Below are 23,234 nucleotides of genomic sequence, written 5' to 3' on the forward strand. Positions count from 1 at the left end.
TCCTACAGATGCGGCAGGATCGCCGGCATCAGGTCCTGGAAGGTGCGGCCATTGGCCGGGACACCCAGCGCGGTCATCGTCCAGCCCGAGCCGGTCCGGTGCACCTTGGCCATGATCTGGGCGGTGTACTCGCCGCCACCGGCCAGCGTGTAGCGGGCGAGTTCCTGGCCGTTGGCGTCGTCCACGAGGCGGCAGAATGCATTCTGCACCTCCTGGAAGGTCTGGCCCGTAAAGGAGTTCACGGTGAAGACGATCTGGTCGACGTGAACCGGAACACGCTGTAGGTCCACCAGGATCGCTTCGTCATCCCCGCCCTGGCCCGCGCCGCCCACCAGGTTGTCACCGGTGTGGCGCACGGAACCGTCGTCGCTCACCAGATGACGGAAGAAGACCACGTCGACCGGCTGCTTCTCGGCGAAGAGAACGGCCGAGGCATCCAGGTCGATCTCACGCGTACGGGAGCCGAACAGGCCACGTCGCTTCGCCGCCTGCCAGCCGAGCCCCATGCGGACCGCGGTCAGGCTGGCCCCGTCCTTCTTCTCCAGGCTGATGGCCTGGCCCTTGGACAAGTTGACGGACACGGCTGTTTCCCCTCTCGACGTCCCTGCTGCCGCGCAGCGCGCGGTTGCTCAGAACCCTACGCAGGGGCGCCGACAGCGCCGAACCCCGGCCCGAGCTTTGTGTCGGTGTTGCAACACTCGGCGTATATGCCGAGGTCCGGCACGGGACCGAGGGCTCAGGCGAGACCGGCCTCCCGCATCTGGCGCAGCTCCTTCTTCATCTCGGAGACCTCGTCGCGCATCCGAGCCGCGATCTCGAATTTAAGCTCTGCAGCGGCGGCGCGCATGCGCTCGGTCATCTCCTCGATCTGCGCGGCCAGTTCAGCAGCCGGACGGTCCGTGGGCACTGCCTTCCCCTTCGCGTCCTTGGCTGCCTTGCCGGTCTTCGTGCCCACGGCAGCCTTGTCGCCGAGCGACGGGACAGGGGCCTTGGCGCCCTTTCCGTCCTTTGACCTGCGGTAGCCGGAGCCGAGGAGCTGTTCGGTGTCGACCTCCTCACGGGCGATCTGCGCAACGATGTCGTTGATCTTCTTCCGCAGGGGCTGCGGGTCGATGCCCTTGGCCTTGTTGTAAGCGATCTGCTTCTCCCGACGGCGGTTGGTCTCCTCGATGGCCTTGTCCATCGCCGGGGTGATCTTGTCGGCGTACATGTGTACCTGGCCGGAGACATTGCGCGCCGCACGACCGATGGTCTGGATCAGCGAGGTGCCCGAGCGCAGGAAACCTTCCTTGTCGGCGTCCAGGATCGCCACCAGAGACACCTCAGGCAGGTCGAGACCCTCGCGGAGAAGGTTGATGCCGACCAGGACGTCGTACTCGCCGGAGCGCAGCTCCCGCAGCAGTTCGACGCGGCGCAGCGTGTCCACGTCGCTGTGCAGGTAACGCACCTGGATACCGAGCTCCAGGAAGTAGTCGGTCAGGTCCTCCGCCATCTTCTTGGTCAGCGTGGTGACGAGCACTCTCTCGTCCTTCTCGGTGCGCTTGCGGATCTCGTGCACCAGGTCATCAATCTGGCCCTCGGTGGGTTTGACCACGACCTCCGGGTCGACCAGGCCCGTCGGGCGGATGATCTGCTCCACGACACCGTCGGAACGTGACAGCTCGTAGGCACCCGGGGTGGCCGACAGATAGACGGTCTGCCCCACGCGCTCCTGGAACTCCTCCCACTTCAGGGGGCGGTTGTCCAGTGCGGAGGGCAGGCGGAAGCCATGGTCGACGAGGGTGCGCTTGCGGGAGGCGTCACCCTCGTACATCGCGCCGATCTGCGGAACCGTGACGTGTGACTCGTCGATGACGAGCAGGAAGTCGTCCGGGAAATAGTCCAGCAGGGTGTTGGGCGGTGAGCCGGGTGAGCGGCCGTCGAAGTGCATCGAGTAGTTCTCGACGCCGGCGCAGCTGCCGATCTGGCGCAACATCTCGATGTCATACGTGGTGCGCATCCGCAGCCGCTGGGCCTCGAGGAGCTTGCCCTGCTTCTCCAGCTCGGCCAAGCGCTCCCCCAACTCCTTCTCGATGTCGTTGACGGCCCGCTCCATGCGCTCGGGCCCGGCGACGTAGTGGGAGGCGGGGAAGACGTACAACTGCTGGTCGTCGCTGATGATCTCGCCCGTCATGGGGTGCAGCGTGGACAGCGCCTCGATCTCGTCGCCGAACATCTCGATGCGGACGGCCAGTTCCTCGTAGACCGGAAAGATCTCGATGGTGTCGCCACGGACCCGGAACGTACCCCGGGTGAAGGCCATGTCGTTGCGGGTGTACTGGATGTCGACGAAACGGCGCAGCAGTTCGTCCCGGTCGATCTCGTCGCCGACCCGGAGGGGAACCATCCGGTCCACGTACTCCTGCGGGGTACCGAGGCCGTAGATGCAGGAGACCGAGGCGACCACGACGACATCGCGACGGGTGAGCAGCGAGTTGGTGGCCGAGTGCCGAAGGCGCTCGACCTCCTCGTTGATCGAAGAGTCCTTCTCGATGTAGGTGTCCGACTGCGGGACATAGGCCTCGGGCTGGTAGTAGTCGTAGTACGAGACGAAGTACTCGACCGCGTTGTTCGGCAAGAGTTCACGGAACTCGTTGGCCAGCTGGGCGGCCAGCGTCTTGTTCGGCGCCATCACGAGCGTGGGGCGCTGAAGCTTCTCGATCATCCACGCCGTGGTGGCGGACTTGCCGGTGCCGGTCGCGCCGAGCAGGACGACGTCCTTCTCACCGGTCTCGATGCGCCTGGCCAGCTCGGTGATGGCCGCCGGCTGGTCGCCGCTCGGCTGGTAGGGGCTGACGACCTCAAAGGGCGCCACCGTGCGTTCGATGTGGGAAACGGGCCGCATGTCATCCACCGTACGACCCCGCACTGACAACGGGCCCGGGTCAGCGGCTCTGCGGGGCGCGGGAGCCGAGGTGCTCGGGTCGGCCGACCGACCCGCGGGCTTCGTGCCGAGCGGGGCGACGGTCCGGGCGGAGTGCAACGGAGGCGGCCGGGACGCCCGGTTTGTACTCGACGGACGTGCCGACGGACCCGCCCATGATCAGCAGCGGGTCACGGAGCACGACCACGCCGGCGAGGAGCAGGAAGACGAGCGGGCCGATGAGTACCGGCCCGAGCACGGACACCGTCGGCGCCCCAGCAGTGCCGTGCGGGTGGCTGTCGAGATGAACGCTGAGGGCGGCCATCCCCGTGTAGTGCATGCCGCTGGCCGCGAGCCCCATGACGAGGCTCGCGCCCGCACTCCACAGGAAGCCCCGGACGCGTCCGGCGGCCCACAGGGCGGCGCTGGCGGCCACGACCGCTATGACGACGGAGGCCGCGACGATGAGGGTGTTGTAGGTGAACCAGCCGTCGAAACGTACCCCGGCCATGCCGAGGTAATGCATCGAGGCGACGCCCAGACCAGTGATCGTCCCACCGGTGAACAGGGGTATGCCGGTGGCACCCCGGTAACCGACGATGAAGATCCCCACACCGACCATGACGACGGCGAGGCCAAGGCTCGCGAAGGCGATCGGCATGTCGTAGTGGACCGGCGTCCCTCTGATCGTGAAACCCATCATGGCGACGAAGTGCATGGTCCACATGCCGGAGCCGATCGAGGCAGCGCCGAGTGCCAGCCACGCGGGACGCTTGGAGTGCGTGACCAGCAGAGAACGGGTGGTACAGCGGAGGCCGAGGCCACCGCCCAGACAGGCCATCAGGTAGGCCACCACCGGGGTGACGGCCCCGTAACTGAATCCGTCGACCGTCCCTCGCATCCGCGGCTGCCCTTCCGCCCTCTTGCGTCCCGGAATACCTGCAATGTGCCCCCGTCCCAGGACCGCTCGGGCGGTCAGGGTTGTCGCAGAGAGTATGACCCCCACCGGAATGGTCGAACGATTTTCCGGCAAAGAAACGCGCTCTGGCCACGGTTGTGCGGTGTCAGTGAGCGGACTTGGACATCTCCATGCCATGAGCGGCCATGGCGCGCCCAGGTGATGCTGACCCTCTGCTGTCAATCTGGAACCGTCCGTATTCGCTCGACGCGAGGAGTCTGCATGCACGTGCGCGTGGTTGCCGCCTTGGTCATCGCGGCCCTGGGGACAGTGGCGGTCCTGCTGAGCCCGACCTCCGACGCCCGGGCGGGCGAGGCCGGTGCCCCCGCGGTGATCGCCCACCGGGGAGCCTCCGCCTACGCCCCCGAGAACACGCTCGCCGCGATCGACAAGGCAGCGCAGCTGGGCCTGTCCTGGGTGGAGAACGACGTCCAGCGCACGAAGGACGGGCAACTGGTCGTCATCCACGACGACAGCCTGCGACGCACCACGAACGTCAAGGACGTCTACCCCGGTCGGGCGCCCTGGAAGGTGAAGGACTTCACCGCCGCCGAAATCGCCCGGCTGGACGCGGGCAGCTGGTTCTCCCCAGCGTACGCGGGCACGCGGATCCCGACGCTGGAGCGGTACATGCGCCGTGTGGAGCACAACCACGAGAAGCTGCTCCTGGAGCTCAAGAGCCCGGAACTGTACCCGGGCATCGAGCAGCAGACCCTCAGGCTCCTCGGGAAGGAGGGTTGGCTGGACCGCGGCCACCTCGGGCGGCTCATCGTGCAGAGCTTCAGCTCCGACAGCGTGCGGACCGTCCACGACCTGGAGCCCGAGGTCACCACTGCCTATCTGGGGACACCCAGCGTGGCACAGTTGCACGACTACGCGCGTTTCAGTGATCTGATCAACCCACCGTACGGGGCGCTCTCCAAGGGGTACGTCGCGGCCGTGCAGACCTTCAAAGGGCCGCACGGCCGGCAGCTGGGTGTGTTCGCGTGGACGGTGAACGACGCAGCCACCGCGCGCGAGGTCGCCGCCTACGGCGTCGACGGGATGATCACCAACAAGCCCGACGTGGTGCGGTCGGCAGTGGCTTCGGGCTGAGCTGGGCGGGCATTGTCAGTGGCGGGCCGTACCGTGGGGCTCATGGACAGCCATGGGCAGGATGAGCAGCGGGTCGTGTGGGCCGTCATCGCCAGCGACATCGGCCCGCTGATGCTGGCGGCGAGTCGGGACGGACTGGTCAACGTCGTCTTCCACGCCACGGACGCAGTACGCGACCGGGCCCTGGAGGCGCTGGCGGCCCGGCTGGGCACCGAGCCGGTGGAGGATCCGCGCTCGCCCTTGCTGGCCGAGGCGATACGCCAACTGCGGGCGTACTTCTCGGGTGGGCGGAAAGGATTCGAGTTGCCGCTGGACTGGTCGCTGGTCTCCGGCTTCAACCGGCAGGTGCTGCGTGAACTGGCTTCCGGGGTGCCGTACGGCACCGTCGTGGGGTACGGCGATCTCGCGGGGCGGGTTGGGCAGCCCGGCGGTGCACAGGCGGTCGGCGCGGCGATGGGCGCCAATCCGCTTCCGGTGGTGGTGCCGTGCCATCGAGTGGTGGAGAGCGACGGCGGTATCGGCGGTTTCGGAGGCGGGCTGGAGACCAAGCGGAAACTGCTGGCCCTGGAGGGTGTGCTGCCCGAGCCGCTGTTCTGACCCGGCCCCGTTCACTCGTCGTAGTGCCGGACCTCGATCACGTTGCCATCGGGGTCCCTGAAGTAGAAGTTGCGCGTGGCCTTGCCGCGGGCACCAAACGAATCATGGCCGACGCTTGTCACAGGAACACGCTGCTCCTGAAGACGTGCGCGCAGGATGTCGAAGGCATCAGCCGGCAGAGACAGACAGACATGGTTGACGGGGTGGCCCGCGCCGTCTGCGGAGCCGGGCAGCATCCTCATGCGGTCCGCGAAAGTGTGCGGGGCCAGATCCAGGATGGTCTCTTCGTTGACGCGTACAGAGGGGAAGGCAACCTTGCCCTCGGCGAATTCGGAGACCCTCAGGGGTTCGAGGCCGACGGCCTGCACGTAGAAACCGGCGGCGGCGACCGGATCGGCCACCCACAGGACGACATGATCGAGCCGCGTGGTGTTGTTCGTCATGCTGCCCAGGCTGGTGACGTCTCCCACAGGCCGCAAGCGTTTATCAACGGCCCGCGCCCGCCAGGGATGAGAAGGGACCGACGGGCAGGAGGCGGTGCACGGTGCTGATGTTGTCGGAAGAGGTCCGGGAGGCAGTCGGGACACGACGTCCCGTGGTGGCCCTAGAATCCACGATCATCGCGCACGGCCTGCCACGCCCGGGTAATGCCCGCGTGGCGCTGGAGCTGGAGGAAGCAGTACGGCGGGAGGGAGCGGTACCCGCGACCATCGCGGTGCTCGACGGACGCCCTCGCGTCGGCCTGGACGTGGACCAGCTGGAGCGGATCGCCAACGAGGACGGCATCCGCAAGCTCGGTCACCGTGACCTGCCCCTCGCCGTGGCGGCGGGGGCGAGCGGGGCGACGACGGTCTCGGCAACGGCACAGCTGGCCGCGCTGGCGGGTGTCCGGGTGTTCGCCACCGGCGGGCTGGGCGGCGTGCACCGGGAGTGGACGGTGACCCAGGACGAGTCGGCCGACCTGAGCCTGCTGGCGCGCACCAGGATCACAGTGGTGTGCGCGGGTGTGAAGTCGATCCTGGACGTTCCGGCGACCCTGGAGCGCCTGGAGACGCTGGGCGTGGCCGTCGCCGGGTACGGCACGGACCGGTTCCCCGGCTTCTATCTGTCCGACTCAGGGCATCCGGTCGACTGGACGTTGAGCACTCCGGAACAGGTCGCCGATGTGATGCGGGCACAGGACGCGCTCGGCACACCCGAGTCGGCGCTGGTCGTCGCCCATCCCGTAGCGGAGGCGGAACAGCTCGACCCCGAGCTGCACGCCCGGGTGCTGGCCGACGCGCTCACCACTTGCGCAGCACGGGGCATCACCGGACAGGCGGTGACGCCCTTCCTGCTCGATTACCTGGTGCGGCACACGAGTGGCGCCTCTCTGAGAGCCAACCTGGCGGCGGTCCGGGGCAACGTACGGCTGGCAGCACGGATTGCCACGGCGTGGACCAGGGAGTGACTGCGGGGGGTCGCATCGGGGCCTTACTGGTCGTGGGTGACGTGGTCACGGACGTCGTGGCCCGGTACCAGGGGCCACTGACAGCGCACACGGACACGGCCGCCGTGATCCGGACCCTGCCGGGTGGTGCGGGCGCCAACGTGGCCTGCTGGGCCGCACACGCGGGCTGTGCGGACGTGCGACTGCTCGGGCGGGTAGGCACGGACGCGGCCGCGTGGCACGAGCGGGAGCTGGTCGCGGCCGGTGTGCGGCCCCGGCTCCTGGTCGACGCGGACACGGCGACCGGGACGGTGATCTGCCTCGTCGACGCAGATGCGGCGGCAGAGCGCACATTCCTCACGGAGCGCGGAGCGTCCCTGCGGTTCACACCCGCCGACTGGTCAGACACACTGCTGCATGGAGTGGCCCGACTGCATCTGTCGGGGTATCTGCTGTTCACGGAGCCCAGCCGGGCGCTCGCCGAGACGGCGCTCGCGGCGGCACGCGCGCGCGGTGTGCCAGTGAGTCTGGATCCCGCGTCGGCAGGCTTCCTGAGGGAACTGGGTGCGGAACGCTTCCGGGATTTCGCTCGGCGCCTGGACGTGCTGCTGCCCAGCCGGGACGAGGCATGTCTGCTGACCGGCTTGCCGGACCTGGCCGACGCGGCGGCCGAGTTGAGCCGTCTCGTACCGCTGGTCGTGGCCAAGGCAGGCGCCGACGGGGCGTTGGTGGCCCGTTCCGGCGCTGTGGTCGCGCGGGTTCCTGCCGTGCCGGCGGCTCCCCAAGACACCACAGGCGCCGGAGACGCCTTCACGGGCGCGTTCCTCGCTGCCCTGGTGTCGGGCGCAGCCTCGGAAAGGGCGGCGGCGCTGGGGTGCCGGGCAGGCGCTGAAGCGATACGTCAAGTGGGCGCAAGGCCACCGCGCACGCAGAGAGGTGGCCTACCGCTCGCTCGGCGGTACGAACACCAAAACGACGTCGGCCGGTCCTCACCGACGGCATGAACACCCGGTCCTGGATACGACCGGCACCACGGCCGGAGGCTACACCTTCCTTCCCCATGCCGAGATCATCGGGGCCGTGGCGAGGTCCATGCCGCCGGCCTCGACGTTGGCCAGGTGCTGCTCGATGTCGTCGGCGGTGGCCAGCCCCCTTTCGACCAGGTGGTCGCGGATCTGACGGACCGTCGCGGCTTCCAGAGCAGCGGTGGCGGGTGAGGCCACCGGGAAGTACGCGTCGGCCCGCACCCCTTGCAGCCCGGCCTCCCGGAGCAGACGCGGCAGCTTGCGGCCGTATGACAGATCGGCACCGCGATCGGCGAGCAGTGCGCGGAAGCCCTGGCGCAACCGGTTGGCCAGCCGCTGCTCCGGACCGTGCTCGTCGGGGCAGAGCAACGGTTGCAGGGCGGGATCAGCATCCTCGACCAGTAGCCGGCCGCCGGGCCGCAGGGCCTGGATCACGGACCGCAACGCCCTTTCCCGGTCCGGGACATGTACAAGGACCAGTCGGGCGTGGACCAGGTCGAAACCCTCTCCCGGCGGTTCTTCGGCACCCACGTCGTGGCTCCGGACCTCCACCGGCGGGCGTGCCACAGAGGTGAGCAGCGTGGTGTCGATGTCAGTGGCCACGACCTTGCCGGTGGGCCCCACCTTCTTGGCGAGCCAGGACACCACGGAGGTACCGCCCGCCCCGACCTCCCAGCAGCGCCATCCGGGGCCCACACCGAGTCCTTCGAGGTGCCGGAAGGTCGTGGGGTCGAAGAGTGCGGCGAACGCGTCGAAGCGCTGTGCTGCCTCGTTCTGCCTGTTGTCCAGGAGGTACCCGTCGGATCGCGTCATGCCGCGATCATCCCAGTCGTGCGGCTGGCCCGGAGCCGCCGACGCTCCGTCCACAGGCGGGAACAAAGCGGAACTCCCCGTTCCCACAGGCTTTCCCATGCACCGTCGTCCACTGGCAGACTTGCCGGGCAGGGCGCGGAAGCATTGCGTGCGGAGATCCATGCGAGGAGATCCAGATGTCCATGGCAGGAAATCTACGGAAGGTCACGGGACTGGGCCGGGTCAGCGGCCTGCGCAAGGTGGCACAGCTGGCCCGGCGACGGTCACGCGTGGACCTGAGCCACCCTGCCAGGTCTCCGCTGGGCTCGTCGGTGGTGAATTGCGTGACCTATCAGGACGGGGTGCGCCTTCCGGGGTGCGCGGACCTGGTGGAAGCCGTACGACGGGTGCGCAGGAGCGGAACAGGGTTCGTCTGGCTCGGGCTACATGAGCCGACGGACCGTGAGTTCGCGGGCATCGCCGAACTGTTCGATCTCCATCCGCTGGCGGCCGAGGACGCTGTCGAGGCCCACCAGCGCCCAAAACTTGAGCATTACGGCAACACACTGTTCGCGGTGCTCAAAACCGTCTGCTACGTGGAGCACGAACGACTGACGGCGAGCAGCGAAGTGGTGAACACCGGGGAGATCATGGTGTTCACCGGCGAGGACTTCGTCATCACGGTCCGCCATGGCCGACACGGCTCGCTGGGACCACTGCGCGAGGAACTGGAGGCGGATCCACAGCAGCTCGCCAAGGGTCCGGCGGCGGTACTACACACCATCGCCGACCATGTCGTCGACGACTACCTGAGCGTCACGGACGCATTGCAGGGCGACATCGATCAGGTGGAGACGGAGGTCTTCTCGGAGAACGGTGCACGACTCGATCCAGGACGTATCTACCAGATGAAGCGTGAATTGCTGGAGCTCAAGCGGGCGGTAGTCCCGCTGGTCCGCCCGGTGGAGGACCTGGCCACCCGGCCCCTCCGGGTCGTCGCCCCGGAGATACAGGCCTACTTCCGGGATGTGCTCGACCATCTGATCCGGGCCAAGGATCAGATAGCGGCGTTCGACGAGCTGCTCAACTCCATACTGCAGGCCCACCTCGCACAGGTGACCGTCGCCCAGAACGAGGACATGCGCAAGATCACCGCCTGGGCCGCGGTGATCGCCGTACCGACGATGGTCTGCGGGGTGTACGGCATGAACTTCGACCACATGCCTGAACTGCACTGGCGGTTTGGTTACCCGCTCGTCATGACTGTGATGGCGGCCGGGTGCCTGGCGCTCTACCGCGGTTTTCGGCGCAACGGCTGGCTTTGACGGGCAGGTGGTCCGGTCGCCGGCACATTCGCTCGGCAGTCGTGTGGGAGTCGCTTGCCGTCGTCCGGCAGGATCTCGACGACACCTGCTCCAGGCCGGCAGGGAACGGGGTGAGGCCGATGCCCGACCGCTCCAGTCCCCTACACACGTAGACGCTCCTGGCCAGCCTCCGGATCAGCCGTTCCAGGCGGGATGACGCGGGTCGTCAGCGCGCACCAGAACATCCGCGGTTCCAGCCGGGTCGTTCTCCAGCTCGTAGCGTTCGAAGGCGGGCAGGGTCCAGCGGTCGGCCTCGGGCGTGCGTCGGCGCAAGGCCGCTGGGGACAGGAGGAGGTGCACGGTCAGATCGAAAGGGAAACTGTGGCGCAGCAGGAGTGGACCATGAAACAGCAGGACTCCCCTGGGCGAAAGCTGGACATAGGAGCTGCGGGTGGCCCGGTCAGTAGCCGGGTCCCACAGGTCAGGCAGGATCCGCCCGCTTCCTCCGGGGGCAAGCGGGCGGAAGACCTCGCGCCACAGGGCGCGGGTGTCGAACCAGTCGCTGTAGTACGACTCCACGTCCCGCCGCCCGTGCTCCAGTCGCAGCGAAGCGGGGCGCAGGAATCCTTCGCTACCGACCACAAGTGGGGACCGGCCACGCACCCGCAGCGCCTCCCCTACGCGCTCGGCGAGGTCACGTGCACGGGCAGCGGGGGCTCCGTCAAAGCCGACGCGCGGCCAGGTGCCTCCGTCAGCCGGTGCCAGGCCGGCCAGCCGATCGGCGAGCAGTTCGGCCAGCCGGTCCCAGGCGATCGCTTCCAGTCGCACGGTTCCCATGATGCCGGGTGACCCGGGCGGCCGGTGGCGGTGCCTGCCACAACAGCGACGTGGAACAAGCCACGACGCTTGCTGGCTGGGAGGCGGCAGTGTCCGGGAGGGCGCAGCAGGCATCCGCCGGGCTGTAGCAGCCTGGGTCGGCAAGCCCCGTCGGTGCCCATCTGGCAACGGCGACCGACCATGAGGAGCGAGGGCCGGCGGATTGAGCCCGGTCCGTTGTACACCGGTCTCGTGGGTTGCGGTGGCGGATGGGGTCGAGACCCCGACGCACGGCCGCGGACGGGTCTCGGTGCCCAACCAGCCCGGTGCAGAGGAGCACTTCAGCAGAGAGAGGAGGCCGTGGTACAGGTCCGCGGGAGGCGCAGGCGGTGACGGGGAATGAACCGCGCATGACCCTTCCCGCAACTCCCTCTCCTCCCGGTCGGCTTGTCGTGGTCCAGCCTCTCAAGCGCAAACGGTGTGCCGGATGCCGGCGTGGTCCACTGTCGCTGGTCGTGCTGGAGGACGGGGCGCCCCGCTGCCTGGACTGCGTCGACCTCGGGCATCTGGTGTTCCTGTCACGTGGTGACACAGCCCTGACCCGCAGGTCACGGGAGGAGAGCACGTTGTCAGCAGTGGTCGTCCGGTTCAACCGGCGCAAGAGCCGTTACGAACGGCAGGGCGTACTCGTGGAGGAGGCTGCGCTGATACGGGCCGAGGCCCGGTGTCTGGCGGACGCGGAGGCCCGTCGCCGCCGACGGGCGCGGGACGCACGGCGCAGGGCGGCTGAGGACGAGCGGTTCGTGGTGGCGTTCACTGCAGAGATCGTCCGGCTGTTTCCCGGCTGCCCGACCGGGCGAGCCAGGGCGATCGCCGTTCACGCGTCCGTGCGGGGCAGCGGCCGGGTCGGACGCAGCGCGGCGGGGCGGACGCTGTCGGAGGGGGCTGTGATCGCGGCGGTCGTGGCAGCCGTACGACATGTGGACACACCGTACGACGAGCTACTGATGGGCGGGGTGCCACGGTACGAGGCACGGCGTCGGATCACCCCGGCTGTGGAGAGCGTGCTGCGGACGTGGCGGAGGGCCGGGGAAGACGTGGGCTGACCAGGAGGAGCGCGGACCGACCGGGAGGGGGGGTGTGGGCTGAGGGGCGGCTGGAGGAGACCAGCGAGGAATCCGCATTCCCGTGGCGAGGGCGCAGGAAACACCCGGCGCCTCAGGACGCCGGTGCACGTCTCTGTACCCCTCGGCGGTGATCGGCTGTCCGTCACGGGCGCCCACTGCTGTACGGGTGGTGTCGGGCTCAGGCTCGGGCGGAACGAGATGAGGACGTGGTGATGATCGACGGGCCATTCTTCGTACTGGTCGTGGTGGGAATCCTCGGGACGGGGCTGATTGCAGGGGTCTTCTTCGGGTTATCAACCTTCGTGATGCGTGGGCTCGCCACGCTACCGCCCGCACAAGGGGTCGCGGCGATGAACGCGATCAACCTGGCCGCGATGCGGCCTGCCTTCATGACCGTGTTCATGGGTGCGGCGGTGCTCAGCTCGCTGATCGCGGTGGTGACGTTCGTGGTGTGGCCGGACGAGGCAAAGGTGGAGCTGCTGCTGGGCAGCGCCTTGTATCTGTTCGGCGTGTTCGGGCTGACCCTGGTCGCGAACGCGCCCCGCGACGACAGGCTTGCCCGGCTGACGGTGGGTGCCCCGGAGGCCACCGTGTACTGGCCGGTGTATGTGCGCGAGTGGATGTTCTGGAACCACGTCCGCACCGCCGCCTCCGCCGCGTCCGCCCTCGTCTACCTGCTGGCCCTGACCTGATCTCGTCCGGGGAGCGGGCAGCGGACGTACGACTGGTGCCGTGCTGACGGACCCGGGGCAGAAAGCGCTGTCCGCCGGTCTGCACGGCTGTCGGCGTGGACGTATCGTGGCCGGAAGAGCGCCGCCCGGTGGCGCACGGCCCGTCGTACACCCGGTGCCTTCGGCACCTGTACGCAAGGAAGACGACCATGGCCGATCCCAAGGGGTTCATGACCACGCCGCGCCAGGAGTGGCCGCGGCGGCCCGTCGAGGAACGGGTACGGGACTGGGGCGAGGTGTACGTCCCTGGTGCACTGCTACCCATCATCAGCAAGCAGGCGGACCGCTGCATGGACTGCGGGATCCCCTTCTGCCACGACGCGTGCCCGCTGGGCAACCTCATTCCAGAATGGAACGATCTCGTGGCGCGGGAGGACTGGCGGGCCGCGAGCGACCGGCTGCACGCCACCAACAACTTCCCCGAGTTCACCGGCCGACTGTGTCCGGCGCCCTGCGAGGCCGGGTGCGTGCTGGCGATCAACCAGCCGGCCGTCACCATCAAGAACGTCGAATGCGCGATCGCCGACCGGGCTTGGGCGGAGGGTTTCACCCCCGCGCGGCCTCCCGAGCGGCTGTCCGACAAGACGGTGGCCGTGGTTGGCTCGGGACCCACCGGGCTCGCCGCGGCACAGCAGTTGACCCGGGCCGGGCACACCGTCGCCGTGTTCGAGAAGGACGACCGGATCGGCGGCCTGATGCGGTACGGCATCCCGGAGTTCAAGATGGAGAAGCGCCACCTGGAGCGGCGGATCGAGCAGATGCGGGCCGAGGGGACGAAGTTCCGTACTTCGACGGCGGTCGGACGGGACATTCCAGCGATGGAACTGCGGGCCCGGTACGACGCGATGGTGATTGCCACTGGTGCGACGGCGTGGCGGGAACTTCCGGCGCCCGGCCGTGAGTTGTACGGAATACATCAGGCGATGGAGTACCTCCCGCTGGCCAATCGGGTGTGCGAAGGGGATCTGGAGGTCTCCCCGCTGTCCGCGGCCGGCAAGCACGTGGTGATCGTCGGTGGCGGGGACACCGGAGCAGACTGCCTGGGTACCGCGGTGCGTGAGGGGGCCGCGTCCGTTACCCAGTTGGACATCTACGCACAGCCGGGTACCGAGCGCGACGAGGACACCGAGCCGTGGCCGACGTACCCGAAGATCTACCGACTGTCGGCGGCGCACGAGGAGGCCAGGGACCTGCGTACGGCACCGGCGGCGGACGCGGACGCACGGCTGTTCGCGGCGTCCACGCTGAGTTTCAGCGGCGATGACCGCGGGCACGTGCAGTCACTCCACCTGGTGGAGGTCGATGAGCGGCGACTGCCGGTGCCGGGCACCGGGCGGACGCTCCCCGCGGACCTCGTGCTGCTCGCGCTCGGATTCTCGGGTCCGGATCGGGAGGACGGGCTGACCGAGCAACTGGGGCTGGCGCTCGTTCCGCGTGGCACGATCGCCCGGGACGACGGCTTCGCGACCAACGTCCCCGGGGTGTTCGCCGCCGGAGACGCAGCCCGCGGACAGTCACTTGTCGTGTGGGCGATCGCCGAGGGGCGGGCCGTCGCGGCGGCCGTCGACCGCTATCTGACGGGTAGTTCACGGCTGCCCGCTCCGATCGCGCCGACGGACCGGCCGATGACGGTGTGAGGGCGGTGCCGGCCCGAACCTGGGTCGCTGCCGGTGCCCCGCATCATCCGTAGATCATCGCTGCCGTGCCCTCGGACACGGCAGAAGCCGCATCGCAGGCGGGACCAAGAGTAGTGCCGGGAGTTTCTCGAGGACCTACCCGGATTCCGATGTCCGCGGTCCCCGTCCCGGCCGTCGGCCCCGGCCTCTCGCTCGGCAATTTCCCACGTCATGCACGGTCACTGATGCACAAGGAACCCATCAATACGATCACGGCGAAGTCCAGCCTCTCTTCCATGACTGCCGGACAGTACGACCGCCACCGCCAGGTTCAGGAGAGCAGGAAGTCAGCCTCCCCCGCCTTCGCCCCCTCGATGAACGCGGTCATCTCATCCATGGTGTAGATCAGCGCCGGTCCGTCCGGGTCGGTCGACTGACGCACCGCGATCCGGCCGTCGGCCAGCTTCATCGCCTCCAGGCAGTTTCCGCCGTTGCCGCCACTCCAGGGCTTGTGCCACCCTTCGCTGCCCAGCTCCCGCGCCGGCATGCCGTTGTAGACCTGACCGCGCGGCTTGATGCGATCCATTCACAGCTCCTTGCGGAGATCGCGCAGGATCTCCTTCGTGCGTTGTGCCGTAGCAGCCTGCGCCGCCATGCGGTCCATGACCTCCAGGTGGGTCGCCACCTCGGCGCGGGCGTCGAGGTAGACGGCCCCGGTCAAGTACTCGCTGTAGACCATGTCCGGCAGTTCTGGCACGGCAAATCGGAACAGCACGAAGGGCCCATACGTCCCCGGGTGCGGCCCGCCCGCGAACGGGGCGACCTGGAGCGTCACATGTGGCAGCTTCGCGGCCTCCAGCAGCCTGTCGATCTGCGCGCGCATCACCTCCGGACCGCCGACCTGGCGACGCAAGGCCGTTTCGTCCATCACCACCCAGAAGCGGGGGGCGTCCGGCCTGGTGAGCAGGTCCTGGCGCTGCATGCGTAGGGCGACGTGACGCTCGATCTCGTCCGGACTCGTCTGGCCGATGGCGCCGGATTTCAGCACCCCACGCGCATAGCCCTCGGTTTGCAGGAGTCCGGGGACGAAGTGCGGCTCATAGGAACGGATGAGACTGGCCGCGCCCTCCAGGCTCACGTACATCGAGAACCAGCCGGGCAGGATGTCGTGGAACCTCTGCCACCAGCCGGGTTTATTGGCCTCTTCGGCCAGTTGGACGAAGAGTTCGGCCTCGTCGTCGGAAACGCCGTAGGCCTTCAGTAGCAGCTGCAGGTAGGGGATCTTGAGGGCGACCTCGGCCGTCTCCATGCGTCGAACGGTGGCGGGCGCCACACGGAGGACGCGGGCAGCTTCCTCACGCCTGAGGCCGGCTCCTTCCCGCAGATCCAGCAGGCGTCGGCCGAGGACCACTTGACCCACCGTCGGCGCGGATCGCGGTTCACTCACGCTCCCACCTCCACCGAAAGTCCCCCCGAAGGGTTCCACCGAAAAGTCCCCGACAGCCCTGCGGCGCCATTCGAAGACTCATTCGAAGACCGGTTCGGATCCCCGATGCCCCAATTGGCGCCGCGCAAGGTGCTGTTGCGAGCAGTGTGCCACGGCCTCTGACCGAGTCACACTGCACTCTGCAATTTTCAGAGTGACTCTTGCCAAGTGTCCACGGCAGGGAGATAGTGGCAAGCGTGATTCCGTCCGCGCCCTTAGGAACAGACGCCGCCGCAGACCGTCCTGGTCTCGGCGCCACGACGGGAGTGACCCCTCAAAAGGGTCCTGCCCAGCGCCGGTTCCGCTTCGAACTGGCCGCACATCCGGGTTCCGTCGCCCAGGCAAGACACCTGGCGCATGCCCGGCTAACGGGCTGGTCAGTGTGCCCGGACACCTGCGACAACGCAGCTCTGGTCGTATCCGAGTTGGTCACCAACGCGATCGTGCACACGGCGAGTCGTCTCGTCGTGTGCGAGTTGCACGACCACGACGACACGGTACGCATAGCCGTGTGCGACGAGGGCTGCGCCCCGGGCGATCCCCAGCCGTCCCCGCAGCGTCCGGACGAGGAACACGGGAGGGGACTGTTCCTCGTCGACGCCCTGTGCCAGGCCTGGGGGGCCCAGGAACACGGCCCCGGGCTGCTGGTCTGGGCCGAGCTGGCCCGCCGGCCCGACGCGGATCACGTCGCCGCCGAGCCACGCAACGACCTGGGCTGGGGGGCCCGTCCCAAGCCGGGCCAGCCGGACGACTCCCGGGACGACGACCCGGCCGAGGCCCGTCACCGGACACCGGAGCAGGCCGGGCACCGCACACCGGACCGCTCCGTGAACCGGCCCACGGACCAGGCCATGGGGCAACACGGGTCCGGACCTCCCAAGAGCCCCGGAAGCCACGAAGGCAGCAGGGGCCCGGACCGATCCCTGCTCCGGACACCGGACGCACCCCTGCACCGGGCGCACGAGCAGAACCGGCCCGCGGAACCAGGGCCACACCGGCACGCGGCACCCGAGCAGCACAGGTACCGCACCACGGACCCTCTGCTGCGCCGTTCCCCGGAGCAGCACCACGCCGGGGAACGGCCGTGACCGACGTCGACGCCTTTGGCGGTCGCAACAGGACCGGTCCCGACCGACACGACACCACCACTTCCCTACGGCCCGACACCGCCGCCCCCGGTTGGCGCGCGGCGACCGGGACTGCCCACGGCCCAGCCGTCTGCGCCGGGCAGTGCGGCACGACCGGCGCCGGGAAGCCGGTCGGACCGTCCGGCGCGACGCACTCGGTCGGGCTGGATGCCCTGGTCCGGCTGTCGCGTCGGCGGCCGACAGCGCGTCATGCCCTTCGGCTGACCTTGCCGGAGGGCATGACGGCTCCCCTCGGCTGTGACGCTGTGGCCGTACCCAGCCACCTCGGCCCCCACGTCGTCCCGCGGCTGCCGCGGCTCGGCTGCGTGTACTCCGACGGATCCGAGTGGTGGTGGATCGTTCCGGCGGATTCCGACTACGCCCTGCCCTGGCCCTCCCCCTCCCACTACGCCCCCGGAGCCGTGGTCACCGGAACCGCCCGGCTGATCTACCGCCCAGAGGGCACGGTCCCGTACACGCCACCGATCCCGCTGTACCTGGCGCTGTGCCGGGCGACGGGTACGACCCCGGACTGGTCCCGGGCTGTATCGGCCTAGACGAGATCGAGCGTCTGCGCAGGCAAGTCACCGACAACGGCGTCGTACGACGGCTGCCAGAAGCCACGAACCACATCGCCCTTCGGCTCGTGTAGTTAGGGCCGGTCGCGGTTCCTGACACAACTCTGGTGCACCGCCTCACCGAAACCTCGGCGGTCGCGGTTCGAGACCCGGGCGAGGCGGTGGCGGTTCAGTTCGAACCCAGATGGATTCCCGGTCGCGCCGTCGGCGGGCGGCGCGACCGGGACTCGGCTCAGCTGATCGGGCCGAAGATCTCGGCGCGGTCGAAGTCGGCGTCCATGCCGTCCAGCACCGCTCCCAGTTGCTTCTCCTCGTACTTGAAGTGCGTCTCCATGACCGCCTCGATCCCGTCCAGGTGGCGGTGCGCCACCTCCGGGTCGGTCGAGTCGGCCACCGCCTTCTGCACTCCACCGATGAGGTGCTCGATCATGTTGTGGTCCTGAGTCAGCTTCGCGGCCACCGGCGCCAGGTCAGGTCGCGCCTGTACCAGTTCCGGGAACAGCGAACCGTCCTCGGCGCGATGGTGGCCGGACAGGGCAGCGCAGAACCCGTGGCAGAACAACAGCAGGTCGGTGGCGGCGTCAGCGGGGTCGCCGCCGTCCGGTCCCGCCCGCGCCAGCGCCAACGCATTGCGCAGCTTGCCGTGCACCCGCTGCAGTTCCCCGCCCCAGGCGGTGACGCGGTCAGTTGGCAAGAACACCCTCCCCTCGCAGCCAAGCCGCGCACGCGGTCGTCCAGGACGCGGTGTGCGGCTCGCGCGCAATGAACTTATGCGACTCGCCGCCGTATTCCACGCCGTCGGCCAGGCCGATGCCGTGGCTGCCGCCCGGGTAGACGTGCAACTCCACCGATACCGCGGCCGCCGCCAGCGCCCGGGTCCACTGCAGGGCGTTGGGCAGGCCCGGCGGGTCCTGCGCGGTGGCCCATACAAAAGTCGGACACACCGACGCGTCCACATGCTTGGCCGGGGACAGCTCGTCCTTGATGGGCAGCAGGTCGCCGAGCAGGTTCTCGACCACCGACGGCGGCAGCAGGTCGAGGTCGGCCAGCGCATAGGCCAGGATCGCGAAGTCCGGTCGGGGCGGGTCGGCGACGCCCTCCTCGATGGAGAGGACCCGGCCGGTCATGAGCAGGCCGGCGAGTAGGCCGCCCGCGCTTGATCCGATGACGCCGACCCGGCCGACGTCGAGGCCGTGGTCGCCGTTACGGATGTGGTCCAACCCGGCCCGGGCGTCTTCGAGTGGGGCCGGGAACCGGTCCGGCAGCAGCCGGTAGGACAGGACGAAGGCGTGGATGCCGAGGCCGGACAGCCAGCGCGCGTAGCCTTCGCCCTCGTGCGGTGGAAGTTCCCGGAAGCCGCCGCCCGGCAGGACGAGGACGGCGGGTCGGGGGCCGAAGAACCGGTCCTCGGCGAGGTAAAGCGTGATCTTCCGTGAAATTGGGGTGGGAATGGCCGGAGCCACCTTTCGATATGACGCCTCCATGCCTGACGATCCATCCGCCACCGGCACGCGACGCTGCCTGAAACTATATCCGCCAAGGCCAGATGGGCGGTTGCGTCGCGCTGCCGCAAGGGCGTCAGGGTGAGCATGCAGTCTCCGAGGACCGCGAGTCGGCGCCATCGCCTCACACTGCGTTCTCGGCAACGTCAAGCGCGCCTTGCGCATGCCGCCTTCTCAAGCAGCCGCGCGGCGGCCCCTCCGACTGGGATGCTGGTTGCTCGTACCACCCGCGAAAGGCACACACCGATGCACCGCAGGCGGTCCAGGCCGGGGCGCCGGCCCTCCGGATGCGACACAGCCTGCGGGGGGGGACACGGTGTCTGCAACGACTAATCCGGCGCTACTGCCCCTGCTGGTCACCATGACCCTGCCCAGCGCCTAGAGCGCGCTGACCATCGCCCGGCGCCACTACGAGTCGTTCCACACCTGGGTCCAGCGTGTGCGGACCGGTCAGCTGATCGGCAGCCTGCTCACCGAACCGGGCGCCGCCCCGGAGATCCGCGTGCACGGAGTGGGCCCGTTCCTGCTGCACCACTTCCGGTCCATGTCGGAGACCGCGGAGGAGGAACAGGCCCGGTTGTCCCAGCTGGCTGCCCGGATAGGGCGGATCGCTGCCGCCTGGACGGGCCTCGCCACGCTCGGCACCTACGCCACGCTCGGCGCGCTGCTGCTGTCCGGCGCGATGGAGGTGTTCGAGAAGATCCGGGCGCTGGCGAGCAGTGGACAGACGGTCGTCCTGATCACGCATCGGCTGGCCTCGGTCCGCCATGCCGACCTGGTGCACGTACTGGAGCACGGGCGGCTGGTGGAGTCGGGCGCACCGGAGGATGCTGACCGCAGGCGGTGTATACGTCGAGTTGCACGCCCCTCAGGCGGAACAGTTCGCGGTGAGGGTACCGGCGCCGAAGCCGACCTGAACCGGCGGCTCGCCGCCCGGCCACCTCACTCGGCGCCTTCACCCACGCGCACGATCACCAGGAACATGTCCGTCGCAAGGTCCATGACGACCTCGGCAGGCAGGCCTTCCAGACGGCGCGCGTGCGCGAACTCCTCGGCGGGCCAGGATCCTCGCGGACCACCGGCGGGAAAGCGTTCGAGCACTGTTCGCCCGTTCACCATCTCGCACCTCCAGAAGGCGTTGTACTTGTAGGAGTTAACGCCGTGGAGAGGGGATATGCCTCGCCCAGTGACGGGACTGAGACATTGTCGACACCGGTTCGGCGCGGACCGTGAGAATCCGTGCACGATGTGACACGAACAGCACCCCAGGTATCAGCAGTCGTACTCGTCGTGCAGGCGGAGCCCGACATTTCCCGCGGGGCTGCGGCCGAGCGCCGTCAGATCGAGCAGACCCGAGACGGCCCCGAGTCCGTCCAGTCCGTCGTCGTACACCGAATAGGTGTGGAAGACCCGGTCATGGTCGCGCAGGAAGCAACTGACGCCGGGCCGCTCGACGAGTTCCCCACCCGACTCGACGGTGGCCCCGAAGTCGGAGTTGAAGTCGCCGCGGCCCGAGGAGTACCAGGGAACCGCCCAACCCATCCGTGCCTTGAACGGCAGGATCCGGCGGAAGGGCGCCCGGGAGACAGCCGCGAACGCGGTGTTCCGAACACGTAGATGGGCGAGGTTCCCGATCTGGTCCAGGAAGGCCGCGCAGCACGGACAGCCGCTCTCCCACTCCGGCGCGAACATGAAGTGATGGACGACGAGCTGGCCCCTTCCCTCGAAGAGGTCCAGGAGGGAGACCCTGCCGTCGCCGCCCTCGAAGACGTAGTCCGGGTCGGCCTCGACCATGGGCAGGCGCTGCCGATCGGCGGCGAGCGCCTCACGCGCCCGTTGGAACGCCTCTTCCTTGCGCAGCAACTTCTGGCGCGCCGTGCGCCACTGCTCGCGCGAGACAATCTCCGGAAGCGGCATGGGTCCTCCTGGTCCTGCGGGCGGTTGGGAGTGGTGACCGTCGCCGTATACGGATCTCATCGCCGCGTGCGGAGGCTCTTTTGCGGCAACCCTTCGCCGGCGGGGCAAGAAGCAGCCTCGCCGTGTTGCCAGCTTCGGCTGTCAGCGCGAGGGCCGAACAGATCGCCGCTTCCCCACGCGTCGAGCACGTCAGCCGGCAGCTGGTCCGCGACACGGCGAACCAGCTACACGGCTCCCGGAAGCGGCACCCGTATGCCCCGGTCGTCCAGCTCCTCCAGTGCCTCGTGCAGTTGTTTGACGTGGTCGGGGGTGAGCCGCCCGGTGTCGTCGAGGTGGACAGCGCAGGCCGTGGTCGTGTCCACGAGCCGTTCCAGGATGTCCGCAACGGCACCGGTACCCTCGGTGTGCCGAGCGAGGGCGGGCAGTTCTGCGGCCGCGAGGGCGGTGGCACCGCGGGCCACGGCGAGGGTGCGGTAGGCCTCCCGGCGCAACGCCCATCGCTCAGCCCGGTCGCTGGACCCGCCGAGGACGTGGGCCAGATAGGCGTGTGCGGCACTACCGGCCGTGGCGAGCCGTGCCCGTACCCCGCCGCCCCGGTTCCCCGGTATCGGCAGATGGCCGACGACCAGCACGAGTACACAGGCCAATAGCGTCTCGTCGATCCGGCTGACGAACGCCTGCGGTTCCCCGCCGACCATGACCAGGGCGAGAACGAGGACCGTGACGACGGCAGTGAGGGCCGCGAAGTGCCGGGTGGCGACCGGGAGGAGCGCACCGCACACCGCGACCAGCATGATCAGCCCCGGCGACCGGGGCAGCAGCGCCACGCAACCGGCGAACGCCACAGCACCCAGCAAGGTCCCGGCGGCCCGGCACAGCACGCGCGAGGCCAGCGGCCCGAGGTCGGGTTTGACGAGGAAGACGACGGTGACGGGCAGCCAGTACCCATGCTCGTGCCGCCCGTACCAACCGGTGTGGTGGAGAGCCTGAGCGATCCCCGTGCCGGCGCCGAAGCAGAGGGCGACGCGCAACCCGTACTCGCGTCCGCCGCTACCGAGCACCGTCCGCAGCACGTCCCGGATACCCCGGCGCCGCCGGGCGAGCAGTCCTTGCTGTGCGTCCTGGGCCCGGTCGAAGGTTCCAGCAGCGTGCAGCAGGGCGTCGTCGAGGGCACGCAGTGCGGGCGCAGACCGGTACGGGGCCGGCAGCGGGCCCGTACCGGTGTCGCCGCGGACGGCGGCGGCGAGCCGCCGGGGCCCTAGCACCGCCCGTGCCTCGACCGGCTCGCCCACCCAGCACAGGGCGGTGGCAGCCTCGGCGAGGGGCAACGCGGCCAGGTATTGGGCGTGCAGCCGGCGCTCGGCGGCGGAACCGGCGTAACGGTGCAGTCGGGGCCCACCGAGGGCGTCCTGGGCATGATCGAGGGCTGCGGTGAGCTCGGCCCGCCGGGTGGTGGCGTGGTCGCCGCCCACGGCATCGAGGAGTGCCGCGATCGCCTCGTACACATCGGCGATGGCCGCCCGCTCCCCGTCGAAGCGGAACTCCCCGGCGAGCACCCCGGAGGTGGGCAGGGTGAGCCGCAGCAGAAGCAGCCAGCCAGCACCGGCGAGGAAGGCGAGGGCCCGCTGCCAACCGCCGTCGGTCGTTGACAACCCGGCGCCGACGGCGGCGGTGACGAGGAGTTGCGTTCCGGCAGCGGAGGAGACGGCTCCGACGACGCTGACACCCCCGGCTACCAGCCCGAGTCCGGTCAGCACCAGGGTCAGTGCCACGGCCCCGAGCAGGTGCCCGGCGTACGTCCCCACGGCCAGTCCAAGAGCGCCGGCCAGTGCGGGCACCCCGAGCCGCTGAACGGCGGCGCGCCGACTGCCGGGGCGGTCGTTGATACCGGCGAGCACGGCAGCGAGGGCGGCGAGGACTCCTGCGGAGGCACGTCCGGCCAGCACCCCGGCGAGCAGGAGCGGTCCGGCGGCGAGGGCGCCGCGGAGCACGGCGCTCCAAGGAACGGGGGCGCGCTGGGTACGCAGGGCGTGGGCGAGCCAGGGGGGTGCGACGGACCGAGGCACGGGGCTCCTGTTCATACGAGGGCGGGGGCGCCTTCGGACGACGGTGGCCGGGGTGCGCAGGTACCAGGGCGGGGATCCCGCGGAGTTGTGGTGCGCTTCCCAGCGTAGGGCGCGTTCCCGGGGCGGCCGGAGCGATCACGTTTCCGGGACGTGAAAATGTGCCGGG

The 23,234-nt window shown here is 69.2% G+C and carries 22 protein-coding genes and 1 pseudogene; 11 read left to right on the forward strand and 12 right to left on the reverse strand.

All coding sequences use genetic code 11. The features are described from left to right. Positions 1 to 2 precede the first annotated feature (2 nt). The 3 genes from LK06_RS06700 to LK06_RS06710 all read right to left on the reverse strand — a co-directional run bounded on the left by LK06_RS06700 (position 3) and on the right by LK06_RS06710 (position 3,803). Positions 3 to 581, reverse strand: coding sequence for a TerD family protein (locus tag LK06_RS06700; RefSeq protein WP_039656048.1), 579 nt, complete (start codon positions 579 to 581; stop codon positions 3 to 5). A gap of 155 nt (positions 582 to 736) precedes the next feature. Then, complete coding sequence (gene uvrB / locus LK06_RS06705) at positions 737 to 2,884, reverse strand: excinuclease ABC subunit UvrB (RefSeq protein ID WP_039656047.1); 2,148 nt, start codon at positions 2,882 to 2,884, stop codon at positions 737 to 739. A 40-nt stretch (positions 2,885 to 2,924) separates the two neighbouring features. After that, positions 2,925 to 3,803, reverse strand: a complete 879-nt coding sequence (locus LK06_RS06710) for an MHYT domain-containing protein (protein ID WP_039656045.1) — start codon at positions 3,801 to 3,803, stop codon at positions 2,925 to 2,927. Positions 3,804 to 4,082: 279 nt separating this feature from the next. Between LK06_RS06710 and LK06_RS06715 the strand changes: the two genes are divergently transcribed. Further along, positions 4,083 to 4,955, forward strand: coding sequence for a glycerophosphodiester phosphodiesterase (locus tag LK06_RS06715; protein ID WP_039656043.1), 873 nt, complete (start codon positions 4,083 to 4,085; stop codon positions 4,953 to 4,955). A gap of 42 nt (positions 4,956 to 4,997) precedes the next feature. Beyond that, complete coding sequence (locus LK06_RS06720; protein WP_039656131.1) at positions 4,998 to 5,552, forward strand: methylated-DNA--[protein]-cysteine S-methyltransferase; 555 nt, start codon at positions 4,998 to 5,000, stop codon at positions 5,550 to 5,552. A gap of 11 nt (positions 5,553 to 5,563) precedes the next feature. Here the strand turns inward: LK06_RS06720 and LK06_RS06725 are convergent, their stop codons facing one another. Further along, positions 5,564 to 5,995: a VOC family protein gene (locus LK06_RS06725; RefSeq protein WP_039656130.1), complete on the reverse strand. Its 432-nt coding sequence runs from the start codon at positions 5,993 to 5,995 to the stop codon at positions 5,564 to 5,566. 107 nt (positions 5,996 to 6,102) lie between these two features. On the opposite strand from LK06_RS06725, the gene LK06_RS06730 reads away from it, so the two are divergent. Further along, a complete protein-coding gene (locus tag LK06_RS06730; protein WP_039656129.1) occupies positions 6,103 to 7,002 on the forward strand; it encodes a pseudouridine-5'-phosphate glycosidase in 900 nt (299 codons plus the stop codon). Next, positions 6,987 to 7,985: a carbohydrate kinase family protein gene (locus tag LK06_RS06735; protein WP_078858709.1), complete on the forward strand. Its 999-nt coding sequence runs from the start codon at positions 6,987 to 6,989 to the stop codon at positions 7,983 to 7,985. The genes LK06_RS06730 and LK06_RS06735 overlap by 16 nt, the downstream gene beginning before the upstream one ends. A 39-nt stretch (positions 7,986 to 8,024) precedes the next feature. Here LK06_RS06735 and LK06_RS06740 read toward each other — a convergent pair whose 3' ends face one another. Next, positions 8,025 to 8,819, reverse strand: a complete 795-nt coding sequence (locus tag LK06_RS06740; RefSeq protein WP_039656041.1) for a methyltransferase — start codon at positions 8,817 to 8,819, stop codon at positions 8,025 to 8,027. A 176-nt stretch (positions 8,820 to 8,995) separates the two neighbouring features. Between LK06_RS06740 and corA the strand changes: the two genes are divergently transcribed. Beyond that, a complete protein-coding gene (gene corA / locus LK06_RS06745; protein ID WP_039656040.1) occupies positions 8,996 to 10,123 on the forward strand; it encodes a magnesium/cobalt transporter CorA in 1,128 nt (375 codons plus the stop codon). Between the two features lie 174 nt (positions 10,124 to 10,297). Here corA and LK06_RS06750 read toward each other — a convergent pair whose 3' ends face one another. Then, positions 10,298 to 10,930: a nucleoside/nucleotide kinase family protein gene (locus tag LK06_RS06750; RefSeq protein WP_043407601.1), complete on the reverse strand. Its 633-nt coding sequence runs from the start codon at positions 10,928 to 10,930 to the stop codon at positions 10,298 to 10,300. Between the two features lie 398 nt (positions 10,931 to 11,328). On the opposite strand from LK06_RS06750, the gene LK06_RS06755 reads away from it, so the two are divergent. The 3 genes from LK06_RS06755 (at position 11,329) to LK06_RS06765 (ending at position 14,413) form a co-directional block, all read left to right on the forward strand. Beyond that, the gene (locus LK06_RS06755) at positions 11,329 to 12,024 is read left to right on the forward strand and encodes a DUF2293 domain-containing protein (RefSeq protein WP_071659150.1); all 696 of its coding nucleotides are present in this window, start codon (positions 11,329 to 11,331) and stop codon (positions 12,022 to 12,024) included. A gap of 233 nt (positions 12,025 to 12,257) precedes the next feature. Further along, positions 12,258 to 12,737, forward strand: a complete 480-nt coding sequence (locus tag LK06_RS06760) for an anthrone oxygenase family protein (protein ID WP_039656038.1) — start codon at positions 12,258 to 12,260, stop codon at positions 12,735 to 12,737. A 188-nt stretch (positions 12,738 to 12,925) separates the two neighbouring features. Next, entirely contained in the window at positions 12,926 to 14,413 is a 1,488-nt protein-coding gene (locus LK06_RS06765; protein ID WP_043407570.1) for a glutamate synthase subunit beta, read from the forward strand. A gap of 310 nt (positions 14,414 to 14,723) precedes the next feature. Here LK06_RS06765 and LK06_RS06770 read toward each other — a convergent pair whose 3' ends face one another. Next, positions 14,724 to 14,978 (reverse strand): DUF397 domain-containing protein, encoded by a 255-nt coding sequence (locus tag LK06_RS06770; protein ID WP_039656035.1) that lies wholly within the window; start codon positions 14,976 to 14,978, stop codon positions 14,724 to 14,726. Then, positions 14,979 to 15,839 carry a helix-turn-helix domain-containing protein gene (locus LK06_RS06775; protein WP_039656033.1) on the reverse strand — a complete coding sequence of 287 codons (861 nt, stop codon included), beginning with the start codon at positions 15,837 to 15,839 and terminating at the stop codon, positions 14,979 to 14,981. It lies immediately after the preceding gene. A gap of 305 nt (positions 15,840 to 16,144) precedes the next feature. On the opposite strand from LK06_RS06775, the gene LK06_RS35195 reads away from it, so the two are divergent. Next, complete coding sequence (locus tag LK06_RS35195; protein ID WP_374208077.1) at positions 16,145 to 16,966, forward strand: ATP-binding protein; 822 nt, start codon at positions 16,145 to 16,147, stop codon at positions 16,964 to 16,966. A gap of 203 nt (positions 16,967 to 17,169) precedes the next feature. After that, positions 17,170 to 17,562: a hypothetical protein gene (locus tag LK06_RS06785; RefSeq protein WP_039656121.1), complete on the forward strand. Its 393-nt coding sequence runs from the start codon at positions 17,170 to 17,172 to the stop codon at positions 17,560 to 17,562. A 253-nt stretch (positions 17,563 to 17,815) separates the two neighbouring features. Here the strand turns inward: LK06_RS06785 and LK06_RS06790 are convergent, their stop codons facing one another. Then, a complete protein-coding gene (locus tag LK06_RS06790) occupies positions 17,816 to 18,277 on the reverse strand; it encodes a hemerythrin domain-containing protein (RefSeq protein WP_039656031.1) in 462 nt (153 codons plus the stop codon). Beyond that, on the reverse strand, positions 18,267 to 19,067 hold the full coding sequence (locus tag LK06_RS06795; RefSeq protein WP_043432285.1) for an alpha/beta hydrolase: 801 nt from the start codon (positions 19,065 to 19,067) through the stop codon (positions 18,267 to 18,269). Before LK06_RS06795 ends, LK06_RS06790 begins: the two co-directional genes overlap by 11 nt. 334 nt (positions 19,068 to 19,401) lie before the next feature. Here LK06_RS06795 and LK06_RS06800 point away from each other — a divergent pair. Beyond that, positions 19,402 to 19,845: pseudogene (locus LK06_RS06800) on the forward strand (ABC transporter ATP-binding protein); the annotation flags it as partial. A gap of 512 nt (positions 19,846 to 20,357) precedes the next feature. Here the strand turns inward: LK06_RS06800 and LK06_RS06810 are convergent. Together LK06_RS06810 and LK06_RS06815 are read right to left on the reverse strand one after the other, a co-directional pair. Next, on the reverse strand, positions 20,358 to 21,002 hold the full coding sequence (locus tag LK06_RS06810) for a DUF899 domain-containing protein (protein WP_039656026.1): 645 nt from the start codon (positions 21,000 to 21,002) through the stop codon (positions 20,358 to 20,360). Between the two features lie 224 nt (positions 21,003 to 21,226). Then, positions 21,227 to 23,083, reverse strand: a complete 1,857-nt coding sequence (locus LK06_RS06815) for an FUSC family protein (RefSeq protein WP_174673817.1) — start codon at positions 23,081 to 23,083, stop codon at positions 21,227 to 21,229. Positions 23,084 to 23,234: the final 151 nt, after the last annotated feature.

Origin of the sequence: Streptomyces pluripotens, from assembly GCF_000802245.2 — a bacterium.
Taxonomy (GTDB): domain Bacteria; phylum Actinomycetota; class Actinomycetes; order Streptomycetales; family Streptomycetaceae; genus Streptomyces; species Streptomyces pluripotens.